At 66.8% G+C, this 23416-nt stretch carries 16 protein-coding genes; 8 read left to right on the top strand and 8 right to left on the bottom strand.

The genetic code is table 11. The features are described from left to right. Window positions 1–68: 68 nt before the first annotated feature. From Spa11_RS20335 to Spa11_RS20370, 8 genes are all read right to left on the bottom strand, one after another. Complete coding sequence (locus Spa11_RS20335) at window positions 69–1472, bottom strand: PhoPQ-activated pathogenicity-related family protein (protein WP_145116209.1); 1404 nt, start codon at window positions 1470–1472, stop codon at window positions 69–71. A gap of 63 nt (window positions 1473–1535) precedes the next feature. Further along, a complete protein-coding gene (locus Spa11_RS20340; protein ID WP_145116211.1) occupies window positions 1536–2396 on the bottom strand; it encodes a matrixin family metalloprotease in 861 nt (286 codons plus the stop codon). A gap of 246 nt (window positions 2397–2642) precedes the next feature. After that, window positions 2643–3458 carry an alpha/beta fold hydrolase gene (locus Spa11_RS20345; RefSeq protein WP_145116213.1) on the bottom strand — a complete coding sequence of 272 codons (816 nt, stop codon included), beginning with the start codon at window positions 3456–3458 and terminating at the stop codon, window positions 2643–2645. Further along, window positions 3455–5293 carry a tetratricopeptide repeat protein gene (locus Spa11_RS20350; protein WP_197529545.1) on the bottom strand — a complete coding sequence of 613 codons (1839 nt, stop codon included), beginning with the start codon at window positions 5291–5293 and terminating at the stop codon, window positions 3455–3457. Before Spa11_RS20350 ends, Spa11_RS20345 begins: the two co-directional genes overlap by 4 nt. Window positions 5294–5335: 42 nt before the next feature. Further along, window positions 5336–5770, bottom strand: coding sequence for a response regulator (locus Spa11_RS20355; RefSeq protein WP_145116218.1), 435 nt, complete (start codon window positions 5768–5770; stop codon window positions 5336–5338). A gap of 115 nt (window positions 5771–5885) precedes the next feature. Beyond that, window positions 5886–7157, bottom strand: a complete 1272-nt coding sequence (locus tag Spa11_RS20360) for a serine hydroxymethyltransferase (RefSeq protein WP_145116221.1) — start codon at window positions 7155–7157, stop codon at window positions 5886–5888. Between the two features lie 267 nt (window positions 7158–7424). Further along, a complete protein-coding gene (locus Spa11_RS20365) occupies window positions 7425–8759 on the bottom strand; it encodes a hypothetical protein (RefSeq protein WP_145116224.1) in 1335 nt (444 codons plus the stop codon). A gap of 71 nt (window positions 8760–8830) precedes the next feature. Continuing rightward, the gene (locus Spa11_RS20370; RefSeq protein WP_145116226.1) at window positions 8831–12427 is read right to left on the bottom strand and encodes a hypothetical protein; all 3597 of its coding nucleotides are present in this window, start codon (window positions 12425–12427) and stop codon (window positions 8831–8833) included. A gap of 452 nt (window positions 12428–12879) precedes the next feature. On the opposite strand from Spa11_RS20370, the gene fusA reads away from it, so the two are divergent. The 8 genes from fusA to Spa11_RS20410 all read left to right on the top strand — a co-directional run bounded on the left by fusA (window position 12880) and on the right by Spa11_RS20410 (window position 23140). Then, window positions 12880–14946, top strand: a complete 2067-nt coding sequence (fusA, locus tag Spa11_RS20375; protein ID WP_145116228.1) for an elongation factor G — start codon at window positions 12880–12882, stop codon at window positions 14944–14946. 127 nt (window positions 14947–15073) lie between these two features. Continuing rightward, window positions 15074–15706 (top strand): hypothetical protein, encoded by a 633-nt coding sequence (locus Spa11_RS20380; protein WP_145116230.1) that lies wholly within the window; start codon window positions 15074–15076, stop codon window positions 15704–15706. 74 nt (window positions 15707–15780) lie between these two features. Further along, a complete protein-coding gene (locus tag Spa11_RS23665; RefSeq protein ID WP_145116232.1) occupies window positions 15781–16491 on the top strand; it encodes a DUF1559 family PulG-like putative transporter in 711 nt (236 codons plus the stop codon). A 106-nt stretch (window positions 16492–16597) separates the two neighbouring features. After that, window positions 16598–17284 (top strand): hypothetical protein, encoded by a 687-nt coding sequence (locus Spa11_RS20390; protein WP_145116234.1) that lies wholly within the window; start codon window positions 16598–16600, stop codon window positions 17282–17284. Next, complete coding sequence (locus Spa11_RS20395; protein ID WP_145116237.1) at window positions 17277–18140, top strand: hypothetical protein; 864 nt, start codon at window positions 17277–17279, stop codon at window positions 18138–18140. The genes Spa11_RS20390 and Spa11_RS20395 overlap by 8 nt, the downstream gene beginning before the upstream one ends. Before the next feature lie 514 nt (window positions 18141–18654). Then, window positions 18655–19041 carry a GntR family transcriptional regulator gene (locus tag Spa11_RS20400; protein ID WP_145116240.1) on the top strand — a complete coding sequence of 129 codons (387 nt, stop codon included), beginning with the start codon at window positions 18655–18657 and terminating at the stop codon, window positions 19039–19041. A gap of 35 nt (window positions 19042–19076) precedes the next feature. Next, window positions 19077–20015 (top strand): ABC transporter ATP-binding protein, encoded by a 939-nt coding sequence (locus Spa11_RS20405; protein WP_197529546.1) that lies wholly within the window; start codon window positions 19077–19079, stop codon window positions 20013–20015. Window positions 20016–20107: 92 nt separating this feature from the next. Further along, window positions 20108–23140 (top strand): hypothetical protein, encoded by a 3033-nt coding sequence (locus Spa11_RS20410; RefSeq protein WP_145116246.1) that lies wholly within the window; start codon window positions 20108–20110, stop codon window positions 23138–23140. Window positions 23141–23416 lie beyond the last annotated feature (276 nt).

Genomic DNA, 23416 nt, shown 5'->3' on the forward strand with positions numbered 1-23416 from the left:
TTAGTTCCTTCGTTCCTTGGTGGTTCAATTCTTCCGCGTTTCCTCCGCGCCCTCCGCGTCTCCGCGGTTCAATCCTTCTTCGCGAACGGCTCCACGTCCGGCGCGATCCACACGGGCGTCGTCACTCGCAGGGGCACGGCCGCGCCGATGTCGAACGTGAATTGGGCGAACGTTGCGGAGAAGCCTTCGGGCGGGGCTTCGATTGGTATGTGGTAGACGCCGTCGGCGTCGGGCTCGAGCGGCGTGGGCTGGTAGGCGGCGCCGATCTTCATCTTGCGGAAGTCGCGCGCCTCGGGGTTCACCGCTCGCCAGATGACGGCTTCGGTCGGCTCCATCGAGCACTCGACGGTGTGCTTCGGCGAGTCGTACGCCGAGTGCCACGTCAGCTTCGGCCGCGGCAGGTCATGGGCGATCGCGGCGTGGAACGCGATCAGCGTTTCGAAGCCGTTGGTGTCTTTGAGGTTGTGCGCCGCGTTGGGCACATACGAAAGATGCTTCTCGCCGACGAGGTCGTCGAAGTAATAGCGCGACGAGTCGGGGAGGAAGAACTCGTCGCCCGACGCGTTGATGACGCACTTGGGCATCGTTAGCCGATCGCGGTAGGCGTACGGATCGACGATCGCGCGGATCGCGGCGCTACTGGGCGAGGTGAGTCGTTCGGCGAGTCCTTGCTTCTCGTAGTCGCCGAGAGCCTCGGACCAGAAGCCGTACGACGCGAAGTGGTGCTTCATCGAGGGTTCGATGTTCAGGACGTCGATCACGATCGGCGCGACGGCCGCGACACGGTCGTCCACCGCCGCGGCGAGCCACGAGGTCCAGCCGCGCTTCGACGCGCCGGAGACGGTGAACTTCTCGATCGTCGGCGCGCCCTCTTCCTCAAGCAGAGCCTCTTGCACGGCCGTCATCGCCGCGACGGCCGACTTGGCCATCGGCAGCTGCGCGAGCCAGGTCGGGTCCTTCGTGGCCATGAACTGCATCCAGCTGGCGGCTAGCAGGTCGTCCTCGTAGCGGTCGCGCGAAGGGTCGTCGCTGTGCAGGATGCGGAGCGGCTGGTTGGGGACGGTCCGCAGCTCGGCGACGACGGTCCGTGTCGCCAGCGCGACGGCCATGATGCGGTCGTCGGCGCGCTCGGGGGCCTCTTGCTCGTTCGAACCACCAGTCACGAAGAGCAGCGCGGTTGAGGACTTCGCGCTGTTGGGGATGACAATCGTGAGCCAGTGCCGCCACTCGGGCCGGCTCACTTCGTCACTGTTCCGCCACTTCTGGGACGTAAGATCGACGACAAGACCCGTGTAGCCGAAGCCGTCGTAGCGTTTGACGACTTCCCACTTGAAGGCGGGGTCCTCCGCGGCGCAATAAGCGTCGAGCGGCGTGGCCTTGGCGGTCGCCTCGAGCGCGACGCGGGGCTTGGCGAATCCGGCCAGCGGCGCCAGCACGGCGGCGGCGAGACAAAGCGATCTTAGTAGCGGCATCGATGGCGTTCCCGGCAAGAGTGCAACGCCCGAGGCGCCGAGTGCGTCGCGGGACGCTGCAACCTACCCGCGCCGGCGTGGAGACGACAACCAGGCGGCGGCCGATAGCAGCGTCAGGAGCGCCGCGGCAGGCTCCGGCACGCGGAAGAGGGGCGTCACACTGCCGACGCCCTCTCCGTAAATCGCTTGCACGGCGGCGATGTCGTCGGGCGTGAGCACGCCGGTGCCGGGGCCCATGCGGCGCAGGGCCATGGGGTTCATCACGGCGCCTTCGATCGTCGTGTGGTTGATGCCCAGCGTGTGGCCGATCTCGTGCGTGAGGACGCCGAGCACGTCGGGCTCGCTCGGCGTGCCAACGATCGCCCAGGGGTCGCCGTTGTCGAAGTGGATGTCGCCGGCGATGTTGCCGCCATTGCCGTTGCTCGGGAAGTACGCCAATGCCTTGGTCGTGGGGAAGCCGTTCTCGGCGTCAGTGCCGTTGATGTAGCGGTGGTTGAGGCGGATCTGGCCGAAGCTATCCGCGGGGTAGGCGTTGTACGCGGCCGTGTTGCCCGTGAAGACGGGCGTGCCTACATCGGGGACTTCGACGAAGTGCAGCGGCGCGACCGACGCCCAGAGGCCGAACGCTTCCTCGGTGACGATCCGCAGGTACTCGGCCGGGACGGTGACGCCCATCGGGTCCTTCATGCCGCCGTCGAGGAAGTTGTTGTAGCTGTACGTGACGGTGACCGGGGCGCCATCGCCGCCGGGCTGTGGCCACTGGCTCCCTTGCAATGAATAGAAAGCGAACGGCGCGCCGGGCTCGTCCGACGCCATCATGCCGCACGGGCACGCCGCCAGCGCTTCGCACACCGAGCAAGCCGACGCCGGCGCAGCGGCGCCGAGCGACAACAGACCAATGGCAATCGCAATGAGCAAACGCACGAGGGGACTCCGGCAAAGGGCGTGAACGGTAGAAGAGCGAAGCGGCGGGGCCGTTCAGTTCACGAGGCAACAAGCCGGGGCGTGCGGGAAGAGGCGGGGAAGGACATCCAGCAGTATGCGCCGGGACGGCGGGGCTGGCAAACAATCGTGCTAGCCCCACGGAATGACGGCGAGCCGGGGACGTTAGTCCTCGGTGTGGCCCGGGTACCCGCTTCCCACCGGAGACTGACGTCCCCGGCTCGCCGATTACAGGGATTCTGCGAACTCGGCGAGGGCGGCGTTCACGGCTTCCGGGGCTTCGACGGGCGCCATGTGGCCGACGCCGGGGACCTCGACGAACCGGGCGCCGGGGATCGCGGCGGCGATGCCACGCATCTCGGCGGAGGGGCTGATGGCGTCGTGCTCGCCGACGACGACGAGCGTCGGCTTCGCAATCGAGCCGAGCAGCCCGGTCGAATCGGGTCGGGCGGCCATCGCCAATTGCGATGCGGCGATCGCCGCCGGGTCGGTCGCGGAGATCACCGCCACAGTCTCTTGGACAATCCTCTCGGGGGTGTCCATGGCGAACAGCTTGGGCCGCATCAACTCGGCGACGCGCGCGGCGCCCCACTCGTGGATATGGTCGGCCATCTTGAGACGCGTCGCACGAGCCGTGTCGTCGTCGGCCGCAGCGCGGGTGTCCATCAGCACCAGGGCGTCGAACGCGTCGGGGCAGCGACGGGCCATGTTCAGCGCGATGTAGCCGCCCATCGAGAAGCCCACGAGCACCACCGGTCCGTCGGCCTGCAACGACGCGATCAACGCCTCGAGGTCATCGGCGTAGCGATCCAGGGACGGCGTCTCACCCGCCGCCGGCCAATCGCCGAAGGACGACTCGCCATAGCCGCGCAGATCGGGCGCGACGACGCGGCACCGGGGCGAGAGCCCTTCGAGCTGCGCTTGCCACATCGCGCGTGAGAGCGGGAAGCCGTGCACCAAGACGAGCGTCGGCGCCTGCGGGTACGGCGATCCGGCCGCGGCGTAGACGAGGCGGGCGTTGTCGACTTCGATAGCGATCGTCACGGGGTTGGCTCCTCGCTAGTGGTGGACGCTTTGGCTTGCTCGAACTCGTTGAGCTGTCGACGTAAGACCTGCATCCGCGGTTCGAGTTCAACGGCGCGGCGTTGCACCTCGATCGCTTCGTCGATCTCGCCGGCGGAGAACAGGCAGCGGCCGAGCGTGTCGAGGTAGCCGGCCGTCTCCGGCGCGATCCGTAGCGACTGGCGTGAGTAGCGGACCGCTTTGTCGAAGTCGCCATAAGTGTTGCTCACCAGCCACGCCCACTGGTTGTACCCGTCGGACGCCTCGGGGCTCTCCCAGATGACCCGCTCGAACTCGCGGCGCATCTCGTCGATGCGGCGTCGAGTCTCTTTGACAAAAGCCTCAGGCGCGTTCTCGACGCGGTGCATCGCGATCAGGATGTCGGCGTCGCTGGGAGACGCGGCGATCGCTTTGCGTAGCAGCGTCATCTCGGTCTCGTGGTCACCCTCACCGCGGGCGGCGAGCGCCGCGCTGAAACGCTGCCGCGCGATCAAGTCGCCCGACGATGGCAATAGCGGCGGGTCGGTGTCGTGTTGCGGGAGGTTGTCGAACTCGCCGCGCGCGGGGCGTGAGCGGTCGATCGCCTCGACGATCGGCTCGATCGCGGCGGCCGCCTTGGCGTACCGCCCGGCGTCGTAGAGCAGGTCCGTCAGACGCCATGCCGCCACCGCCGCACGCCCATCTAGGGGGTCGTCGAGTGGGTCGTCGCTCTTGGCGGCCGCACGGTACTCGGCGGCGGCCCAGTCGAGGCGGCCGATCTCCTGCAACTCGTTCGCGACCATGACCTGCGGACCTAGCAGCACGTCTTCGACCGTCGCGTCTTCGTCGCTCGGCTCGGCGGCGAGCGCCTCGGCGGCGAGTTGCTCGGCTTCGGCGTTGTCGCCGTGTCGCTCGGCGACATCGGCGAGTGTGTAGAGTCCCCGCTTGCCCTTGAGCCGCTCGGTGTACTTGGCGACAACCTCATCGACCGTGTCCCAACGCTCGGCCTCGGCGGACCAGCGGACCGCGCGCGCCAGGCGGGGGAGCGTCTCTTCCTCGGACAGCGTAACAAGGGATTCAATGGCGGCGACCGCTTCGGCGTCGTCGCCTGCCGCGAGCGCCGCGCGCAGCCACCGCCAGCCGAGCGTCGCGACGACCTCTTCGCTCGTGTCGCGCGAGTCGGCGTCGAGCAGCGATCGCTGCGCTTCGGCGTGACGACGCCACTCGGCGACGGCGGACGCATCGTCGGCTTCTTCGGTCGCCAGCGCTAGCCACTGCGCCGCCGGGCGACGGCCGGGGCCGTATTCGCTCGTGAGCTTCGTCACGGCGGCGGCGATGGCCTCTTCGCGACGCTGGCGGATAGCACGTTCGGGGACAGCGAGCAGCGCTTGGGCCGCCTCGGCGGAGCCGAGCTCGGTCGGCTCGAACCGCGCTAGCCGCACCAACGCCGGCGCCGCTTGCTCGCCGGGGACGCGGGAGAGTCCTTTGATGATCTCACGGTCGCGGCCCGCGTAGCCGGCGTCGTACGCCTCGAGCCAGCGACGCACCAGCGGCGGGTCGTCGCGGCGGGCCCAGTCCGCCGTCAGTTCATTGAGCAGGCGCCGACTAGCGTCCGACACTTCGGGGTCGCTAACGGTCTGGGCCTCGCGCAGGGCGTCGAACGCCGCTAACCCCACGTCGCGAAGACGCCGCTGCGCGTCGAGCCTTTCGGCGTAGAGCGGGTGGCCGAGCTGCTCGACGAGTTCCGCTACGTTGGGTTCCGCTACGTTGGGTTCGTCGGCCCTCGAGACCGATGACAACGGGACCAACAGCAGCAGCGTCAACAGCATTGGACGCATGGTGGGTCCTCGCATCCCGGTGGGGCTAGGCTGGTTGGAGCGTCACCCCTCGCGACGCTCCATCTCTTCAATATAGCGCCGCAGCCGTTCGACTTCGTCGGTGACGGCCGAGAGTTTCAGCATATTCTCGACGCGTTTCACCAGTTCGATTTTGTTGACCGGCTTGGACAGGAAGTCGTCGGTGCCGGCGTCGACGGCGCGTTCGATGTCGCCCAACTCGTTAAGCGCCGTGACCATCAGCACCATCACGCCGCTGGTCGCCGGGTCGCTCTTGAGCCGCTGGCAGACCTCGAAGCCGCTGAGTTTGGGCATCATCACGTCCAGCAGCAGCACGTGCGGCTTGAACGCGGCGACCTTGTCGAGCGTGTCCTGCCCGTCCACGGCGATAGCGATCTCGATATCGAGGCCCGCGAGGTACGCCTCGAGCAGCTCGACGTTCGGCTCGTTGTCGTCGGCGATCAGAACGCGGTGGGACATAGGGGAGGGGCTAGGGGCTGAGGGGTTAAGGGGCTGGGGGACGGGGACAAGGGGACAGGGGCCAGCGAGCCGAGCTGTCCTCGGCTCGGGGTCCCGTCGTGGGACTCACGATCCTCTATCCGGCCACCGCATCGAGCTCGGCGTTCAGCTCCGCCGCCGGGACCGGGAAGCCCGTGCAGAACTCGCGGACTTGTTCGCGTATGCGGGCGTGGGCGGCTGCGTCTTCGGCGTTCTTTAGCGATTCGAGCATCCAACCGCCGATCGTGCGCATCTCTTCGACGCCCATGCCGCGCGTCGTCAGGGCTGGGGTGCCGACGCGGATGCCGGAGGGGTCCATCGGCTTGCGCTCGTCGAACGGGATCATGTTCATGTTCACCGTAATGCCGCAGGCGCCGAGGGCGGTCTCGGCCGTCTTGCCGCCGATGCCCAGCGGGGTGACGTCGACCAGCATCAAGTGGTTCTCGGTGCCGCCTGACACGAGGTTCAGTCCGCCGGCGGCGAGCGTTTCGGCTAGCGCGACGGCGTTGTCCTTCACCTGCTGGATGTAAGTGCGGTACTCGGGCTTGAGGGCTTCGCCGAAGCAGATCGCCTTGCCGGCGACGACGTGCATCAGCGGGCCGCCCTGCACGCCCGGGAAGACGCGGCTGTTGAGCACCTTGGCGTACTCCTGTTTCGCCAAGATGAGTCCCGAGCGTGGGCCGCGGAGCGTCTTGTGCGTGGTGGTTGTGACGACGTCGGCGACCTCCACCGGATCGTCGTGCAGCTTCGCGGCGACGAGGCCCGCGTAGTGGGCCATGTCAACCATCAGCTTCGCGCCCACCTCATCGGCGATCTCACGGAACTTGGCGTGCGGGATCTCGCGCGGGTAGGCGCTCGCGCCGGCGATGATCAGCTTCGGCTTATGCTCGCGCGCCTGCTTGGCGACTTGGTCGAAGTCGATCCGGCAGTCGTCTTTCCGCACGCCGTACGAGACGCAGTTGTAGAGCAGGCCCGACATGTTGAGCTTCATGCCGTGCGTGAGGTGCCCACCGTGGGCGAGGTCGAGGCCCAGGAGCGTGTCGCCCGGCTCGAGCAGCGCGAGATAGACCGCGGCGTTCGCCTGCGAGCCGCTGTGCGGCTGGACGTTGGCGAACTCGGCGCCAAAGAGCTCCTTTGCACGGTCACGGGCGAGGTCCTCGACCACGTCGACGTGCTCGCAGCCGCCGTAGTAGCGCCGGCCTGGATAGCCCTCGGCGTACTTGTTGGTCAGCACGCTGCCCACGGCCTGCTGGATGGCGGGGCTGGTGTAATTCTCGCTGGCGATCATCTCCAGCCCGTCTTGCTGGCGCTCGATCTCGGCGGAGATGGCGTTCCAGACGGCCGGGTCGTTCTCTTGAATGAAATTCATAGGTCTCTCGCAGGCCAAGGGGGCCACGGGCCGATGGCGGGGGGGGTTGGGAGGGCGTCCAACTGCTCAACCGCAAGCGGCGACCGCGACCTCACCGAAGACCCGGTAGTTTCGGCGATGGGGGGGCGGTTGTCGAGCGCCCAGCCGCCTCGGGCGGAATTACCAATGACCAAATCCCAATGACCAATGACGTGCTACCGCACGAACGATTCCCCGGTCCCTGTCCCCTAGCCCCTGATCCCTCTTTTATTGGTCATTGGGATTTGGTCATTGGTCATTCTGCTTGGCGGCCTTAACCCTCACCTCCAGCGACCCCTCGTTGTCCGCCAGGGCGTTCGGCGCGTCGTTCACTCGGAGGTAGAGCGTGCCGGTTGCGGGGGGGGTGTAGTCGGCGGCGAGGCCGATGGGGCGCCAGTCGGTGAAGGCGCCGTCGCCCGCATCGACGGTCGCTAGCAGTTCGCCCAGAGGGCGACCGGCGTGGTAGTCGAGCGTGACGCCGTTCGGCTCGCAGGGCCACGGGGCGCCGCTGGGGTCGTGTGCAATGATGTAACGGCCTTTGGCGCTGATGCGGACGGGTTGGCCTGCGGTTACTGCGACGCCGGTGGACTGCCAGCCGCGGTTGGATTGAATCGTGAGCCGCTGGCTGCCGCCTGCGGCTGGGGGTTGGCCGGGATTGAAGTCGATGGCTTCGCGGGCAAGGTCGTGGCCGTAGTCGAGCGATTCAATGAACAGCCGCCACTCTTGGTCGAGTTGCGTACGGTCGCGGGCATACATCGCTCGGAAGCGGCGGTTGAAGTTCTCGCTCAGCACCCACCCGGGCGCTTGGCGGAAACGGTCGCGGTAGGCGGGGTGGCGGTCGAGAAACGCCGAGAGCGCCCAGACCCAAGCGTACGACTCGCTCGGCAGCACGACGCGGTTGTCGATCTTCATCACCGCGTCGATCGAGAGCGCCCTGCCTTCGTCGATCGCCTTGCGAATCAGCGCGACGCGGCCCCAGTGCGGCGCCGCTTCGCGCGACTTGGGCATCACCCCCAGCCGCAACTCACGTGATCGCGGGTCCCAGGCGTGCGTGCCGCACAGTTCCGCCATCCCCTCCATGTACCAACCCGGCCCGCACGAACCGAGCAGCGTCGACATGAAGCTGTGCGTCGCTTCGTGCAGCAACAGGTGCCGCTGGTAGTAATCGGTCGGCTGCTGGCGGAGCCAGACCTCGTAGCCGAGCGACAGGCCGTGCAGGAACTCCTGACTCTGATTGGGCCACAGCCCCAGCGCGCGGAACTTGGCTTCGTCCTTGATGAGGTAGACCCGCAAACGCCAATCTTCGACCTTCTTGTCTTTCACCCGAAAGCGCCGCTGCCAATGCGGCAGCGCGAGGTCGATCAACTGCGGCAGCACTTCCACCTCGGGCGACGAGGCGAAGTCGGTGACGAGCGTCGCGTGCTCGGCATCAATGATTCGCAGGCCAGCATCGGCGAGGCGGTCTTCGTCGATCGTCCGCGGCGCGGGCCACGCGCCGAGGGCGACGCTGGGGAGAAGGAAGTAGCCGCAGATGGCGCCGATAAGCCACCGATTTTGTAGGAGGCGTCTCAGCCGAAACGGCATGGTGCGCGTAATCGGCGTCTGGAGACGCCTCCCACAATAATTATCATCGGCGTTATCTGCGGCTGTTTTAATCACCGTGACTTCAACTTCTCCAAGAGCTTGTTGAGGCCGCCTTCGATCGCGCCGGCGGCGGCGCTTTCGAGCAGTTGGCTCGAGAGCTGCGTGAGGGCGTCGCGGTTGATCTTGGGGCGGCTGAGGGTGCCCTGTACTGGGATGCGGATCGCTTGCCCACGCATGCGGCCGAGGTACGTCGGGCGGCGATCGACCCACTCGTCGAGGATCGGGATCGCGATCACGAGGTCGAGCGTCTCGTCTACGCCCACCGAGCCGGACGACTGCACCAGCGCGTCGCCAACGGCGAACTGCAAGCCGCGGTGGTAAACGCGGCCATCGACCATCTGAAACTCGATCTGGCTGTTGTCGATCGTCACCAGCGGCGAGTCGCTCGTTTGTGGCGCCGCGGCGACGCCCTCCTTCGCCATCTTGGCGATCTGCCTGGCCATGGTGAGCCATTCGGCGACCGCCGGGCTCGGTAGCACCCGCACTTGATGGATCGTGAGCACGCCCGCCGCACGGCCCTTCGGCGGGCCGGTGGTCGGTTGCGAGAGGGGCATCGCGAAGTCGCTCAGCGACATCGAGAACTTGCCCTCGCTACGCGTCGCGTCGGCCATCACCGGGGCGATGTACTTGAGGAGGCGATCGCTCACCTGCTGCGACACCGCGACGTTCGTCACCAGCGGGCCCGGCTTCAGCGCGAGCGTTTCCGGGGGCGGGTCGAGCGTCAAAGCGGCGGTCGCGGTAAGGCGGCCTTCACCAACCGCCACATCGAGCGGATCGACCTGCACGAGGCCGCGCTGGAGCGTCGCGCCGAGGCGACCGCCACCGACCGGCAGGCCGTACAGGTCGGCGCTCTGCCACGGCGCTTCGAAGCGGGCTTTGAGTTTTGAAATCGGCGCGGCGCCGGCCGGGGCGGATTCGTCGGTCGTGACGCGGAACGTCACCCGGTCGCGCCCGACGAGTCGCACGCCGTCGCCGACGTAGGGCCAGAGCATCGGCGTGAGCTTCTCGAGGTCGTAGTCGATGCCGCCCCCCATCTCGACGCCGCGCATCGCGACGAGGTCAGCGATGCGACCGCCGAATGAACCGCTCAGCGACTGCGCTTGCACGCGCGCGTCGCGGACATCGACGGCGTAGCTGGCCGGCTGCGCGCCCTGGGCGGCGAGCGGCGTGACCATCACGTCGGCGTCGATCTTCATCTGCGGCTCGGCCCAGACCTGCTTCGGGCCTGCGGCGGCGTTGCCGCTGGTCGCTGGTGGGTTGCGATCGACGAGCGTCAAACGCTGGCCCCTCGCATTGACGACCACCTGCAAGCCTTCGGGGACGCCACGGAGATTGGCCTTACCGCCGATGAGGCCGCTAGCCGCGTAGCGGGCCGGCCCCTCGCGCGGCGGCATCCAGGCGTCGAGCCGTGTGAGGTCGACTTTGAACTCCGCCACGCCGCGGGACGCCGCGGGGTTGTCTAACGCGATCAGCACCTCGGTAACCTCTGCCGAGGCGACGCTGCTGATCAATTGCCCCAAGGGAACTCGGATCTCACGAGAACGATTGTCCCAGACGGCGGAGCCTTTCGCTTCGAAGCGTTCGTTCTGGAATCGGAAGCGCGGGCCACTAAGGCTCGCCGTGTCGAGGCCGAGGTCTTTTGTCGACAGCGTGAACTGATCGAGCACCCCGCCGAGCGCGCCGGTTTTGCCGGTCGCGGTGAACTCAACGGCGCCGGCTAGGTCGATCGACTCGGGCAAAGGAATCTGCGGCGACGCGACCGCCGCACGGCGGAGCCAGCGCGCGGCGTCTCCGGTCAGGCGCACCTTGAACGGCTGCGCCGCGGCGCCGGCGCTGTCCGGGAGGGTGACTACCAAGACGTCATCACCGGCGGTGAGATCGATGGCGCCCACCGGGGGCGCGGTGAGCCTGTCGAGCGAGCCGACGAGTTCAGCCGTGACGTCGAGCGACGGCTCTTGAGCGAGCGGCGCTGCTTGCGTGCCAACGAACAGGTCCTTGACGGCGCCGTGGCCCGTGAGCCGCCAGCGCCGTGTCGCTTCGTTGCGATCGATGGCGAAGTTCGCTTCGCCCGCGCCGGCGAGCCGCGTGTCGCCGAGGTCGACTAGCGGCGCGATCTCATCGGCGAGGCGGTCGAGGTCGAAGGTCGCTTCGCCTTCGAGCCGAGTGGCGTCGCCGGACGCCTCGGCCTTGAAGAACGTGGACGCCGCCTTGAACGACTGGAGCGCCCAGCCGGCGAGGCCGGCGGTGGGGACTTCTTGCTGGGCGGTGATACGCACGTCGAGCGGTTCGCGCCACTCGACACGCCTGCCGCCGGCGACGCCCGCGAGTTCGCCCGTCGCCAGCTGCGCCGAGACGTTGCCGTTCTTGCAAGTCGCGGTGAAGTCGACCCGTCCCTTGTCGACGCGGGCGTCTTGCTGCAAACGCACCAGCTGCGGCGCGACCGCGGCCAGGCGCTCGAGGTCAATGCGGCTCGCCAGCCGCAGGTCGCGCGGCGCCATGGCGACGCCAGTGGCCCACCGGTCGGCTTCATCCGGCGTCACCGCGCCAATCACCGCGACGTTGCCGACTTCGCTAGTCAGGTCGAGCTGTTGGATGGCGATGGCCTCACCCGCCGCGGCGAGGCGCCACGGGCCATCGACCGTCGCCAGCCGCACGGGGCCCCCCTGGGTCGCGGCGCCGCGGAACTCGACGTCGCGGAGTTGTAGCGCTCCGGCCGAGCGGACGTTGCCGCTGGTCAGCGCTCGCACCACGTCGGCGGGTCGGGTGCTGCTGGCCAGCGCGCCGGGCTTAGGCTGCCAAGCGGCGTCGCCGTCGAGGCTGATCCAGCCGGTGATGGCGGCCGTAGGGTCGGCGCGTTGGAGGAACGGATCGACGAGCGACAGCGGAACGCCCTTCACTTGCACGCGCGCCAGCCGGCCCCCCTCGGCCGCTTCGCCGAGCCGCACGCTGAACTCGCCGCGCGGCGGCGCGGCGGCGCCGGGCGCGGTGACGGCCGACAGCTTGCCCGCGGCGGTCAGCTCGATCGCGTCGATGCCGCGCGCGGGATCAACGAGGTTGAGGTTCACGTCATCGACGACCCACTGCGCGCGGGTGGTCACGTCGGTGATCCGCGCGGCGGCGCCGATGACATGGATGTTGAGCGGCCGTTGCACGCTCGGCGATTGGTCGTTGGGGTCGGCGTCGTCGTCGGGGTCGTTCTTCTGCAGCGACTGAATCACCGTGTCGAAGTTCGTGCCGCTCGGTCCGATGGCGAGATCGACGCGCGGGTTCTCGACGCGGACGTTGAGCGGCGCCGACTTGCCCCCCGTAAGGCCGAGCAGGCCGCCGGCGAGTTCGACGCGGTCAGCGGCGAAGATGACGTTGCCTTGCGGGTCGCGGAGCTCAATGCCGCCGACGGCGACGGGGCCCATCCAAGACAGACTCGCCGAGCGTGCGCCGAGCCTGCCGGCTTCGGCTGGGAGGGCGCCCGCGATGAACGAGAGCGGGATCGGCGTGAAGCTGAGCAGCGTTGGGCCAGCGAGCGTCGCCAACACGAGCCCCACAACGGCGATCACGAGCCAGCGGCGACGGCGCGGGGCGGCGGGCTCGGGGGCGGGTCGGCGAGGCATAGAGCTTGGGCGGTGTGGGCAATGCCGAGGGGGACCCCGCGATTGTACGGCGATCGCGACGTTCGAGACCATGCCGACCCGCCAGCGCCGATCCGACAGCGATGTCGTTGGTGATAGCGGGCGGGGATCGGTACTCCTCCGAGGGCTACCGCCGGCGGCTCAGACGCACCGCGCTTGGTCAACCACCCGGAGGCGCCTCAGCCGAGGGCGGTAGCCCTCGGAAAGCCCCGGGCAGACGCGTTCCACGCCGTCGCCCTGCGACCAATCGCCACGCTCCTGCTTTCGCCGGGGCGTAGCTGTTTCATTCCCTGTTACAAGTCAGCTATCATCCACCTAGGTGGGCGGTCGGCTCGATCGCTGCGAAAGAGCGCCCACATCCATCACTCCTCCGCATCGGTCGAGCCGCGTCGCCCTTGGCGACCACTCTTCCTGTCTAGACGGAGGTCTCTGCGATGAACGTTCCCAACGGCGACCAGTTGCCCGCCCCCGAGTCGATCCGCACCTTCCTTTTGTGCGGGCACTCGGGGGCGGGCAAAACTTCCCTCTGTGAACGACTCCTCTACCACGCCGGCGTGACGACGCGACTCGGCGACATCGAGCACGAGAACACGGTCTCGGACTACACGGCCGAGGAACACCACCATCACCACTCGTTGCAACCCAGCGTTATCCACTTCGACCACGAGGGGCACCACGTCTGCGTGATCGACACCCCGGGCCTCTCGGACTTTGTCGGCCATTCGATCGGTTGCTTCCCTGCGGTGGAGTCGGTCGTCGTCGTCATCGACGCGACCAAGGGGATCGAGAGTGAGACGCGCCGGCTGATGCGCGTCGCCACCGAGCGCAACCTGCCGCGCGCGATCCTCATTAACAAGATCGACGTTCCCGAAGTCGATCTCGAGGTCTTGGTCGCGCAGCTGCGCGACGCCTTCGGCGCGATCTGCGTGCCGATCAATCTGCCGGGACCCGATTGCTCGGATGTCATCGACGTGTTTGAGACCGACGCGCACGATGCGACTGCCTTCGGCTCTGCCGAGGCCGCGCATGTCGATATCGTCGAGCAAGTGATCGTCGTCGATGAGGCGTTAATGGAGCGTTATCTCGAAGTCGGCGCCGAGGGGCTCGATCCCGCGGCGGTGCACGACGCGTTCGAGAAGGCGCTGCGCGACGGGCAGCTCGTGCCGATCGTCTTCGCGTCGGCGAAGACCGGCGCGGGGATCGACAAGCTGCTGCACTTCACCGCGTCGCTGCTCCCCAGCCCGCTGGAGGGGAACCCGCGGCCGTTCGTGCGTGGCGAGGAGTCCTTCACCACCGAGTTCGACGCCGACAAGCCGGTGCTTGCCCACGTCTTCCGCGTCACGACCGACCCGCACCTCGGCAAGCTGTGCGTGTTCCGCGTCCATCAGGGAACCGTCCGCGCTAGGACCGAACTGTACGTCAACGCCGACCGTAAGCCACACCGCATCGGGCGGCCGATGCGTCTGCAGGGCAAGGAGCACTGGGAAGTCGACGCGATCGGGCCCGGCGAGATCGGCGCCATCGCTAAGATCGACGACGTCCACTTCGACGCCGTGCTGCACGACGGCGCGACGCCCGAGGACCCGCCGCACCTCGTGCCATTGCCGCTGCCCAAACCGATGTACGGCCTCGCCGTCGAACTAAAGAGCCACGCCGACGAGTCGAGGTTCTCCGCGGCCATGGCGAAGCTCCAAGAAGAAGACCCGTGCTTCGTCATGGAGCGTATCGCCGCGACGGGCGAGACGGTGCTGCGCGGGCTCGGCGAGTTGCACCTGCGGGTGGTGCTCGAAAAGCTCCAGTCGCACTACGGCATCGAGCTGCTGACGGCCCCGCCGAAGGTGGCTTACAAGGAGACGATCACCTCGCACGCCGAGGGCCACTGCCGCCACAAGAAGCAGACGGGCGGCGCGGGGCAGTTCGGCGAGGTTTACTTGCGGGTCACGCCGCTGCCGGTGGACCACCCCACGGGCTTTGAGTTCGTGAACTCAACGGTGGGCGGCTCGATCCCCAAACAGTTCATGCCGGCGATCGAAAAGGGGGTCCGCCAAGCGCTCGACGAGGGCGTCGTCGCGGGCTACCCGATGATCGGCGTGCGCGTCGAGGTCTATGACGGCAAGCACCACGACGTCGACAGCAAAGAGATCGCCTTCATCACCGCGGGCCGCAAGGCGTTCGTCGAAGCGGTGCGGAAGGCGGCGCCCGCGCTGTTGGAGCCGTTCGTCGAGGTCGAGGTCACGGCGCCGAGCCGTTACTTAGGCGACATCACCAGCGACCTCTCGACGCACCGCGGCCGGGTCAACGACTCGGCCGTCTCGGACCACGCCTGCATGGTCCGCGCTCACGCCCCGCTGGGCGAGCTGCGCGAGTACGCGACGCGGCTCAAGAGCCTCACCGCCGGCGCCGGCGCCTTCACAATGGACTACAGCCACGACGAAGCGGCGCCGCCGAACGTGCAAGCGGAGGTGATCGCGTCGTTTAGGCCGCACAACGGGGAGCAATGAGCGAATCTCTCCGATGGATGCCGAGTTCCGCAGTTAGCCCCCGGTCATTGACCGGGGGCTAACTAGACGCGCGTGGCGATTCGTCGCGGTGGGAACCGTCCGGGGGTTGGGCTATGCTCTTCCCCCTATGCGTTCCCGCCGCGTCATCGCCGCTCTGCTCGCCGCCTACACGGTGGTCGTGGCGAGCGGCGCGCCGTTGCCGCTAGCGTGGTTGTCGGTGTACACGCGGCCGGCGGTTGCCGAAGACCAGCGTTTCCCCTGCGAATCGTGCCCCTGTGGCTGCGGGACGGCGGAACACTGCTGGAGCGCGTGCTGCTGCCACACGATGGCCCAGCGGCTCGACTGGGCCCGCCGTGAGGGGGTGCGTCCGCCGGAGTTCGCGCTCGACGTCGCCCAGCACGCCGGGCTCGATGTGAGCCAGTGGCGCGGCGGCCTGCGGTTCGTTGTGCAGATACCGGTCGATGAGGCGGCTGACGACTCGCATCTGCCGCCTTGTTGCCGTAAGGCGAAGAGCTGTTGTGCCACTAAGCCGCAAGCGGCGCCGGTGCGTGAGCGGCCAGCGCCGGGGGTGGCGATTCTCAAGGCGATGGCGTGCCAAGGCATTGCCGACGTGATGATGCTGTTTGGCGAGGCGCCGATTCTTGGCGGCCCGCAACTGGTGACCTGCGAGGCGACCGAGTACGTCGCCGACGCTCCCGCGCCGCTCTGGCGCTCGTGGACTCTGGAGCCGGACGCCCCACCGCCTCGATGGCTGGTGTGAGCTAGTTCGTACATCGCCAAGCCGCAAGCGGCTAGTGATTTTATCTCAACCTTCCTCCCGCTGGAGGACTCTCCATGCTGCGCAAGCAGGACGGCCGGGTCGGCTTCACGCTGGTCGAGTTGCTGGTTGTCGTCGCTGTCATCGGGATCCTGATCGCCTTGCTGCTTCCAGCAGTGCAGGCGGCCCGAGGCGCGGCGCGGCGATCACAATGCCTCCACCAGCTCCGTGAGCTGGGGGTCGCTGTGCATCTGCACCTCGACATCCATGACGGCCAATTCCCACGCAGTTCGCACTCGGCCAACGCCGTCGGCGAAGCGCCGTGGGCATGGTCGCTTGCGGCGACGCTCGACCCAACTTTCAACCCCGAACGCGAGAGCTACCCCGCGGGCCTCGTCGACAGCGTCTACCGCTGCCCCGAGGACATCCGCGTTGGGTATCCGGCGTGGAGTTACGGCAAGAACGTCTGGTTCGAACTGGAAGCCTACGAGACCCAGTCCGCGCTGGGCCTCCCGTGGAACGAGAAAGGACCGACTTACAAGCGGCTGAAGAACGTTCCGTCCACGAGTCGGACGGTGCTCTTCGCCGAGGTTGATGGCGCACAGGACCACCTGATGGCTCATTTCTGGCTCACCGGGGGCGAACCCGAAATCGCACCTCGTCGGCACGCCGGCGTGAGCAATTACCTATGGGTCGACGGTCATGTCACTACCGCTGAGTTCGAGTCGACCTTCGACCTTGCCGATGAGATCGACCGTTGGAATCCCGGCGCCGCCGGGAAGCCGTAGTCGATCGGCTCATCAACTCTAACGCGACGCCGTCACTTGGCCCCAGATCAATACCACAGGGCTGAATGGAGGCTCCGTTTTTTTCCTTAACAACCAATGGCTAACGATGAAATACACGCTGACCCTATTCGCACTTGCGCTCGCGACCGCCACGCAAGGGGCGATCGTCCAACCTCAAATGGGCGGGGCCCAGGTCACGATGATGCAGGCGGGCATGAAGCACGCCGACATCGACTTCGATGGCTCGTCGCTTTCGATCCACCTCGACGAGACGGTCCCCACGCCCGTGCTGCGACCGCTCGATGAAGGCGATTCCTTTGACCCATCGGCTCCGTGGTCGGTGCTCGAAGGAAAGGCCTACAACTTCCAGTACGCCTGGACACCAGCCTCGATCTGGGCGCCGCCTTCGAGCCTAGCCGTCTTCGTCGAACAGACCTCCGCGACGCCCGGGCTGAAAGCCTACGACCGCAGCCGCGAGTCGATGGTGGACCAACCGACCTACGCCCCGATCTTTGAGAATGGCGAGCCGCTGCGGTGGAACGGGATGATGACGCACAACGTCTATGCGGTCGCCAACCCCACGCTCTCCCGGTACGAGGCCTCGTACCGGGTTTACCTAGCGGACGAGCTGACCGGCGTTGAACCTACCGACACGATGGGCGCGCCCCTCTATGGATCGGCGACGACAACCTGGACCTTCCTGGCGACGCCTGTGCCCGAGCCAACAACGATCGCTCTGGGCATGATCGCTCTGACTAGCGCGACGCTTCGCATTGGAGGTCGCCGTGCGTAACGCAAGATGGATCGTTCTTCTGGTCGCCCCGGCTTCGGCCGGGGCGGCCTTGGTTACGCCCCAGCTTGGGGGCGGGTCGCCCGGCACAACCAGCGCGATGAAGCACGCCGATGTCTTCTTCCAAGCGGGCTCGCTCGTGGTTCAGATCGATGAGTCGGTCGTGACCCCGCGGCTCAGGCCGTTGCTGGAGGGGGATGAGTTCGACCCGGCCGCGCCGTACTCGATGCTTAACGGCAAAGGCTACAACGCCCAATACGGGTGGAACGCGGGCGGCTTCATCAATCTTCCCAGCGGATCGGCGATCTGGGTCGAGACGCTTGCCTCTTCACCCGGGCTGGAAGTCTATCAAGCGCCGATCGATGCGCACGGCTTCGCCCCCATCCTGGGCACGGCACAGTCCTCAACGCGGTGGAAGTGGAGCGGGCGAATGTCGCACAACTACTACGCCGTCACCGACTTCACGACGCAGCGGCATTGGGCGTCCTACCGCGTCTATCTGGGCGACGACACGACGGGAGTTCCGCTCATCACGTACGGTGCGGCCGAGGTGACGTTCGATTTCGCGTTGCCAGGAGACTTCGACGACAGCGGCAACGTCGATCCGCTCGACTACGATCTCTGGTCGCAAAGCTATGGCGCGACGGGCCCTGATCGATCCGCCGACGGCAACGGCGATGGCGTCGTCGATGCGGCCGATTACACATTGTGGCGTGACCACCTATCGGCAGTCGCGGTGAGCGTGCCAGAGCCGGCGACAACGCTTCTAGTTGGCGTCCTGTTAGTAGGGTCCGCTGTGCGGACCTTAGTTGGGCGTAAGGTGCGCCCTCTCACTCTGAAGACACCCTCTGGCTTCTAGCCGCTAACCACGGACGCACAGCGGACCCTACGAGGCTCAAACCCCTGTAAAACAAGGGCAAAACCGCCGCATCGCCGCAGGAGGCCGTAGAGGCCCCTTCCCGGCGTTTCTGCCCCTCGCCGCAGGTGGACACCCGGACACTCCAAGGCGGGCCGCAGGGGCCCTTTTTGGGGCTCCTAGGGCCCTTTGGCGCGCGAGAGTTGCGAAGGGTGAACCGGGGGCTAAGGCCCCGCGGCTGATGTCGCGCCGCCGGTAAGAATCAGCCGGCACGCCTTAGCGTCCGGTTCTTGCAGCCGAGCGATTGAGACCCTGAAGCGAGACAAGGGCGAGCCGGGAGCGTCAGCGACCGGAGGGACGCCGGGTACTCGCTTCCCTCCGGTCGCTGACGCTCCCGGCTCGCCTTTCTTTCGTTAGATAATCGTGGCGCGATTCGCTTGACATCGCCTCAGGCTTTGGTGTACTACCGTGGTAGCACACTAGTTCACAGGCCTTCTCATCCCCGGCGACTCCTGACGTGTTCGTCCAGGTCAACGCGTCGAACGGCGTCCCCGTCTACGACCAGATCGCCCGGCAGGTGGCGTTCGCGGTCGCCGACGGCGTGCTGACGACCGGGGACCTCGTGCCGAGCGTCCGCGAGCTCGCCAAAGAAATCGCCGTCAACCCGAACACCGTCGCCCGCGCGTACCGCGAGCTGCAGACGCAGGGCGTCGTCGAACCGGCGCCGGGCATCGGCTTGGTCGTCTGCGCCGGCGCGCGTCGCGCTTGCCAGTCGCAGCGACGGTCGTTGCTGCGTGAACGTGTCCGCAGCATGCTGCGTGAAACGCTCGACGCGGGCCTGCCGCCCCACGAGGCCCGTGACCTTGTCCTCGGTGAACTCGACAAGATCGCCCCTCCTCAATAACCCCTTTCATCGCTGAACCCCGTCGGAGACTTTCAGTGAACGCCGCGATCCAGATCGAAGGGGTCACCAAACGTTTCGGCCGCCACACGGCCGTCGATGACGTGTCGCTCAACGTGCCGCGGAGCAGCGTCTTTGCACTCCTCGGTGAGAACGGCGCCGGCAAGACGACGCTCGTGCGGATGCTGTTGGGGCTCGAAACGCCCGACGCCGGCCGGCTGACGGTGCTCGGCTTGTCGAGCCGAAAGGAGGGCGACGCCATCCGCCAGCGCATCGGCTACGTCCCCGAACGGCCCACGCTGTACGAGTGGATGACGGCCGCCGAGATCGGCTGGTTCACCGCGGGCTTCTACGCCGACGGCTTCGAGCAGCATTACCGCAACCTGCTCGACTTCTACCGCGTGCCGCTGAAGCGGAAGATCAAGCACATGTCCAAAGGCATGCGCGCGAAGGTCGCGCTGGCCCTGGCGATGGGGCATCAGCCCGAGCTGCTGGTGCTCGACGAACCGACTTCGGGACTCGACACCTTAGTGCGGCGCGAGTTCCTCGAAAGCATGGTCGATATCGCCGCCGAGGGCCGCACCGTGCTGCTGTGCAGCCACCTCATTGGAGAGGTCGAGCGCGTCGCCGACCGCGTCGCGATCTTGCGCGCGGGACAAGTCTTGGCGTGCGAGCGGCTCGACGAACTCAAACGCACGTCGGTCGAAGCGACGATCACCATGCACGGCAGCAGCGGCGTCCTCCCCGAGCTGCCCGGAGAAGTGCTCCTCAGCCGCCGCCGCGGCAAGCAATGGCAGGTCCTCTTGCGCGGCGTCGCCGATCACGACTCGCTGTCGTCGCTCGCCGAAAGCGAGGCGATCGTCGCCGTCGACACCCGGACGCCGTCGCTGGAAGAGTTGTTCGTCGCGTACCTGCAATCGAACGGGCCATCCGCGCCGGGAGAGTCCGCCGAGCGCAAACCGCTACCCGTTAGCTGAACCACTAATCTTGTCTGTGGGAGGCGTCTCCAGACGCCTCCCACAATTGTCGCTCCACGCTCAACCATTTCCAAGCATTCCGCGAGGCGACGATGCCCACCGCCACCGCCCTCGGCGCCCCCAACACTCTGCGGCTCGCGAAGCGCTTCTTCTGGAAGGAGTGCCGACGATTGAGCGTGTTGGCGGCCGGCGTCTCAGTGCTCGCGATGGGGTTGATGCTGCTCGTATGGTGGTTCACGCCCCGTAGTGTCGATCCGGCCGACCCCTTGTCGGTGATCGCCGTTGGCGCCGGGATGATGCTCGCCGTCGCGGCGGCCGCCACGCTCTTCTCGGTCGAGAAGGAAGAAGGGACGGCGGAACTCCTTGAGCGGCTGCCGCGCAATGTTTTGGCGATGACGATTGGTAAGATCGGTTCAGCCTCCGTCATCATCCCGCTCTGCACGCTCGCGCTGTTGCTACTTGCCTTCGTGATCGGTGGTGACATTGCCGACTCGCAGCAGATACCAGTGAATATGGCGCCGCGGGTGTCGCTCTTTCTGCTGGAAGCGTTCGTGTGGAGCCTCGTGGCGTCGCTCGCCTGCCCGAATCCACTCGTCGCAGCGGTGCTTGGCATTGCGCTTGGTTCAGTGAGCCTCCAGCTGGGGATCTTCGCCACCATCCCCAGTGTGCGGGGATTTACGCCCGCTGGCCTCGACGCTGCGGCGCCGGCGCGATTGGCGCTGGCGGGAGTTGGAATGCTTGTCGCCGGTTGGCTCGTGTCGGGTTGGCCGGCGCCGCTGCGGAGACGCCGGGCGGTCGTCGCCGCGGATGTTGAGGGGCCAAGTCGCCGGCGACATTGGCTGCCTTCGCTCGGATGGGGGCTCTTCGGGCGGTACTTCTGGCAGACGCTGCGACAGTCTTGGGCGACGGGCGTTGTGGCGATGCTGCTGGGGTTGTTCTTGACGTTCATATCCGTCCTCATTCCGGAAGGGCTTCTCGAGGCCAACCGCACGTGGCGGTTCTTCTCCGGCGTCGGGCTCCTCTTCGCGCCGGCGCTGCTGGGGGCGGTGGTCTTCCGCGCCGACCAACGTCGCGACGCCTACCGTTTCCTCGCCGAGCACGCCGGCCGGCCGCGTATGCTGTGGCTGGCGCGGAACCTCGTCGGCTTGGCGATCCTTGGGCTGTTCACCGCCTTGCTGGTCGCCGTGTTCCTTGGCGTTTGGTTGTTCATGGTCGGCGTCCCGGGCAGGATCGACTTTGTCTACCAGTACTCAACTACGGCCGGCGTCGATTTTCTACGAGTCGTGCAAGGACTCATCGATGGCAAGCAACTTGCCATCGTCGCCGCTACGGCGGTGCTGACGGCGTACGCCTACGGGCAGTTCTTCTCGCTCGCCCTGCGGAGCGACGTCATCGCCGCGATGCTGGCGCTCGTCGCTTCAATTGTGGTCTTGGGTTGGTCCAGTGTGGTCCTGGCGTGGGAGTTGCCGCCACTGGCATTTCTCCTGCCGCTCGCCATCGGAGCGCTGCTCGCGGCTTGGCTGCGCGTCAGCGACTGGATGTTCGACCGCCGCGGCTGGTGGCGCTGGGCGGCGCCGGTCGCGGCGCTATTGGCGCCAGCCGCCTGCTTGCTCCCCATCGTGCCGGCGGAACGGCTCGCGCAAGTCAACAGGCCGACGCCGCTCATCGCGACCAGTGGCCTAGTTCTCATGCACCCGGAGGTCCGGGTTGAGAGCGTACCCCCTCAAGTCGGCTCTTGGCACGTAAGGAGCGGTGTGAGGTTTGACGAGCTTGTGAGCCAAACGCAGGAGGAGATGCGGAAAGGCAAGGAGGTAGCGGACGCCTATGCTCGGCTGGAAGCTGAGGAAGTCGCTTTCGACGAGGTTGAAGATGAGGGTGATGAGGAGCCGGCTTTCGACTTTGGCCTTAGAACCGTTATCCGGCCCGCTCACGGAAGACTGGATGGCGACGCCCTCGACGCGTTCCTGCGTCTAAGCCGGGTCCGATGCCGCTTGATGTCGGGGCACGGCGGCGACTTGCAGAAGATTGCACTGATGGATTCGACCGACGCCGAGGAACCCATCGACCTCGACGGCCGGCTCGAGCGGCTCCTTGCTTGCCGGCGAGTTTCGATACAGGGGGGAGAGAACCTGGGCCTGCTACATGAGGGGTCTTTCTCTGTTTACCTGGCCGACGAGTTTGTCGATTGGGCGAACGAAGAAGGCCAAACTCCCGAGCGTATCGGCAAAGCGATCCGTGGGCTACGTGAAGCCGAGGCGATGTCGGTGGGGCCGATCGGGCACTTGATGAACGATCGCTATCAGGCGCAGGCGATCATCAACGGCGAAGCGAGCCCGCAGTTTCTTCAAGGCACCGATCCGAGACCTCGGGTCGATCAGTGGCTCGCTTACCTCGCCAACGAGTCGCTCGACTTCGAGCGCGAACGGGCGCTGCAGGCGCTCGACCTGCTGGCCGCGTACGACGCGGCGTATCTCGGCGAAGGGATGCGCGCCCTGACGTCGAACAAGCCCGCCCTGAACTGGCTTCAGCGCTATTCCATCGACGACGCTCAACTCGTCGGCGTTCTGGCGCCCGACGTGCCCCAGCATGGCGCCTACTACTTCGGGGACCTAACGACGATCGCCAGCGCGCGGACAAGTCGACTCGTGAGTCAGGTGTTCAACAACCAACACGTGCTCTCCGACGCGTTGCGACGTTGGATGGCCGGCGTCGCTTGGCGCCGCGCCGAGCGCGTGCGGCTTGCGCTGATTGCTTATCACCTCGAACACGACGAGTATCCCGAGAGCCTGGAACCGCTCGTCGGGTCCTACTTGGGCCGTGAAGAGATTCGCGACCCGTACACGGGCGAGCCGTTCGGCTGGAAGCCGGACGGATTCGATTTGCCGCTTGCTGAAGAGTATCGAGGCGAGATCGTAAAGCAGATTGCACCGATCGGGATACCGGCGCTGTGGTGCGGCGGCGGTGCCTTGGCGGCGCCCGTCAAACGCCAGGCGCGGGTCGGTAAACCCGGTGCAGGGGGTGTCTCCGACGACAACCGCCCGACCGCAACGGTCATGTCCCTGCAACCCGTTGAGGAAATCTACTTCTGGCCGACGGGCGCGTTCTGGATGCCGGCGCCGAAGTGAGCCGCCTGCGATGTGGTGAAAGCTATGCCGAGGCAAACCGGGGGCTAAGGCCCCGCGACTGATAACGCACGCCGTCGGGATCAGCCGGCACGCGTTAGCGTCCGGTTCCTTGAACTTGAAGAGACGGTGGCTACTTATTCCCCTCCCTTTTTTGGGGAGGGTTTCGATTCAACAGTGCGTTGCCACGCTCTTAGCAAGAGCGCATCGAAGAAAGGATCGGTAAACAATCCGTTCGCAGGGGGAGACGTTTAACCCTCCCCCCCTGCTTCTCCGGAA

The organism is Botrimarina mediterranea (assembly GCF_007753265.1).
Taxonomy (GTDB): Bacteria; Planctomycetota; Planctomycetia; order Pirellulales; family Lacipirellulaceae; genus Botrimarina; species Botrimarina mediterranea.

Excerpts from the sequence above, each read along its gene's own strand:
- Spa11_RS20365 (WP_145116224.1), bottom strand. The coding sequence starts at position 8,759 with ATGCCGTTTCGGCTGAGACGCCTCCTACAAAATCGGTGGCTTATCGGC.
- Spa11_RS20360 (WP_145116221.1), bottom strand. The coding sequence starts at position 7,157 with ATGAATTTCATTCAAGAGAACGACCCGGCCGTCTGGAACGCCATCTCC.
- Spa11_RS20335 (WP_145116209.1), bottom strand. The coding sequence starts at position 1,472 with ATGCCGCTACTAAGATCGCTTTGTCTCGCCGCCGCCGTGCTGGCGCCG.
- Spa11_RS20380 (WP_145116230.1), top strand. The coding sequence starts at position 15,074 with ATGCGTTCCCGCCGCGTCATCGCCGCTCTGCTCGCCGCCTACACGGTG.
- Spa11_RS20390 (WP_145116234.1), top strand. The coding sequence starts at position 16,598 with ATGAAATACACGCTGACCCTATTCGCACTTGCGCTCGCGACCGCCACG.
- Spa11_RS20410 (WP_145116246.1), top strand. The coding sequence starts at position 20,108 with ATGCCCACCGCCACCGCCCTCGGCGCCCCCAACACTCTGCGGCTCGCG.
- fusA (WP_145116228.1), top strand. The coding sequence starts at position 12,880 with ATGAACGTTCCCAACGGCGACCAGTTGCCCGCCCCCGAGTCGATCCGC.
- Spa11_RS20355 (WP_145116218.1), bottom strand. The coding sequence starts at position 5,770 with ATGTCCCACCGCGTTCTGATCGCCGACGACAACGAGCCGAACGTCGAG.
- Spa11_RS23665 (WP_145116232.1), top strand. The coding sequence starts at position 15,781 with ATGCTGCGCAAGCAGGACGGCCGGGTCGGCTTCACGCTGGTCGAGTTG.
- Spa11_RS20370 (WP_145116226.1), bottom strand. The coding sequence starts at position 12,427 with ATGCCTCGCCGACCCGCCCCCGAGCCCGCCGCCCCGCGCCGTCGCCGC.
- Spa11_RS20350 (WP_197529545.1), bottom strand. The coding sequence starts at position 5,293 with ATGCGTCCAATGCTGTTGACGCTGCTGCTGTTGGTCCCGTTGTCATCG.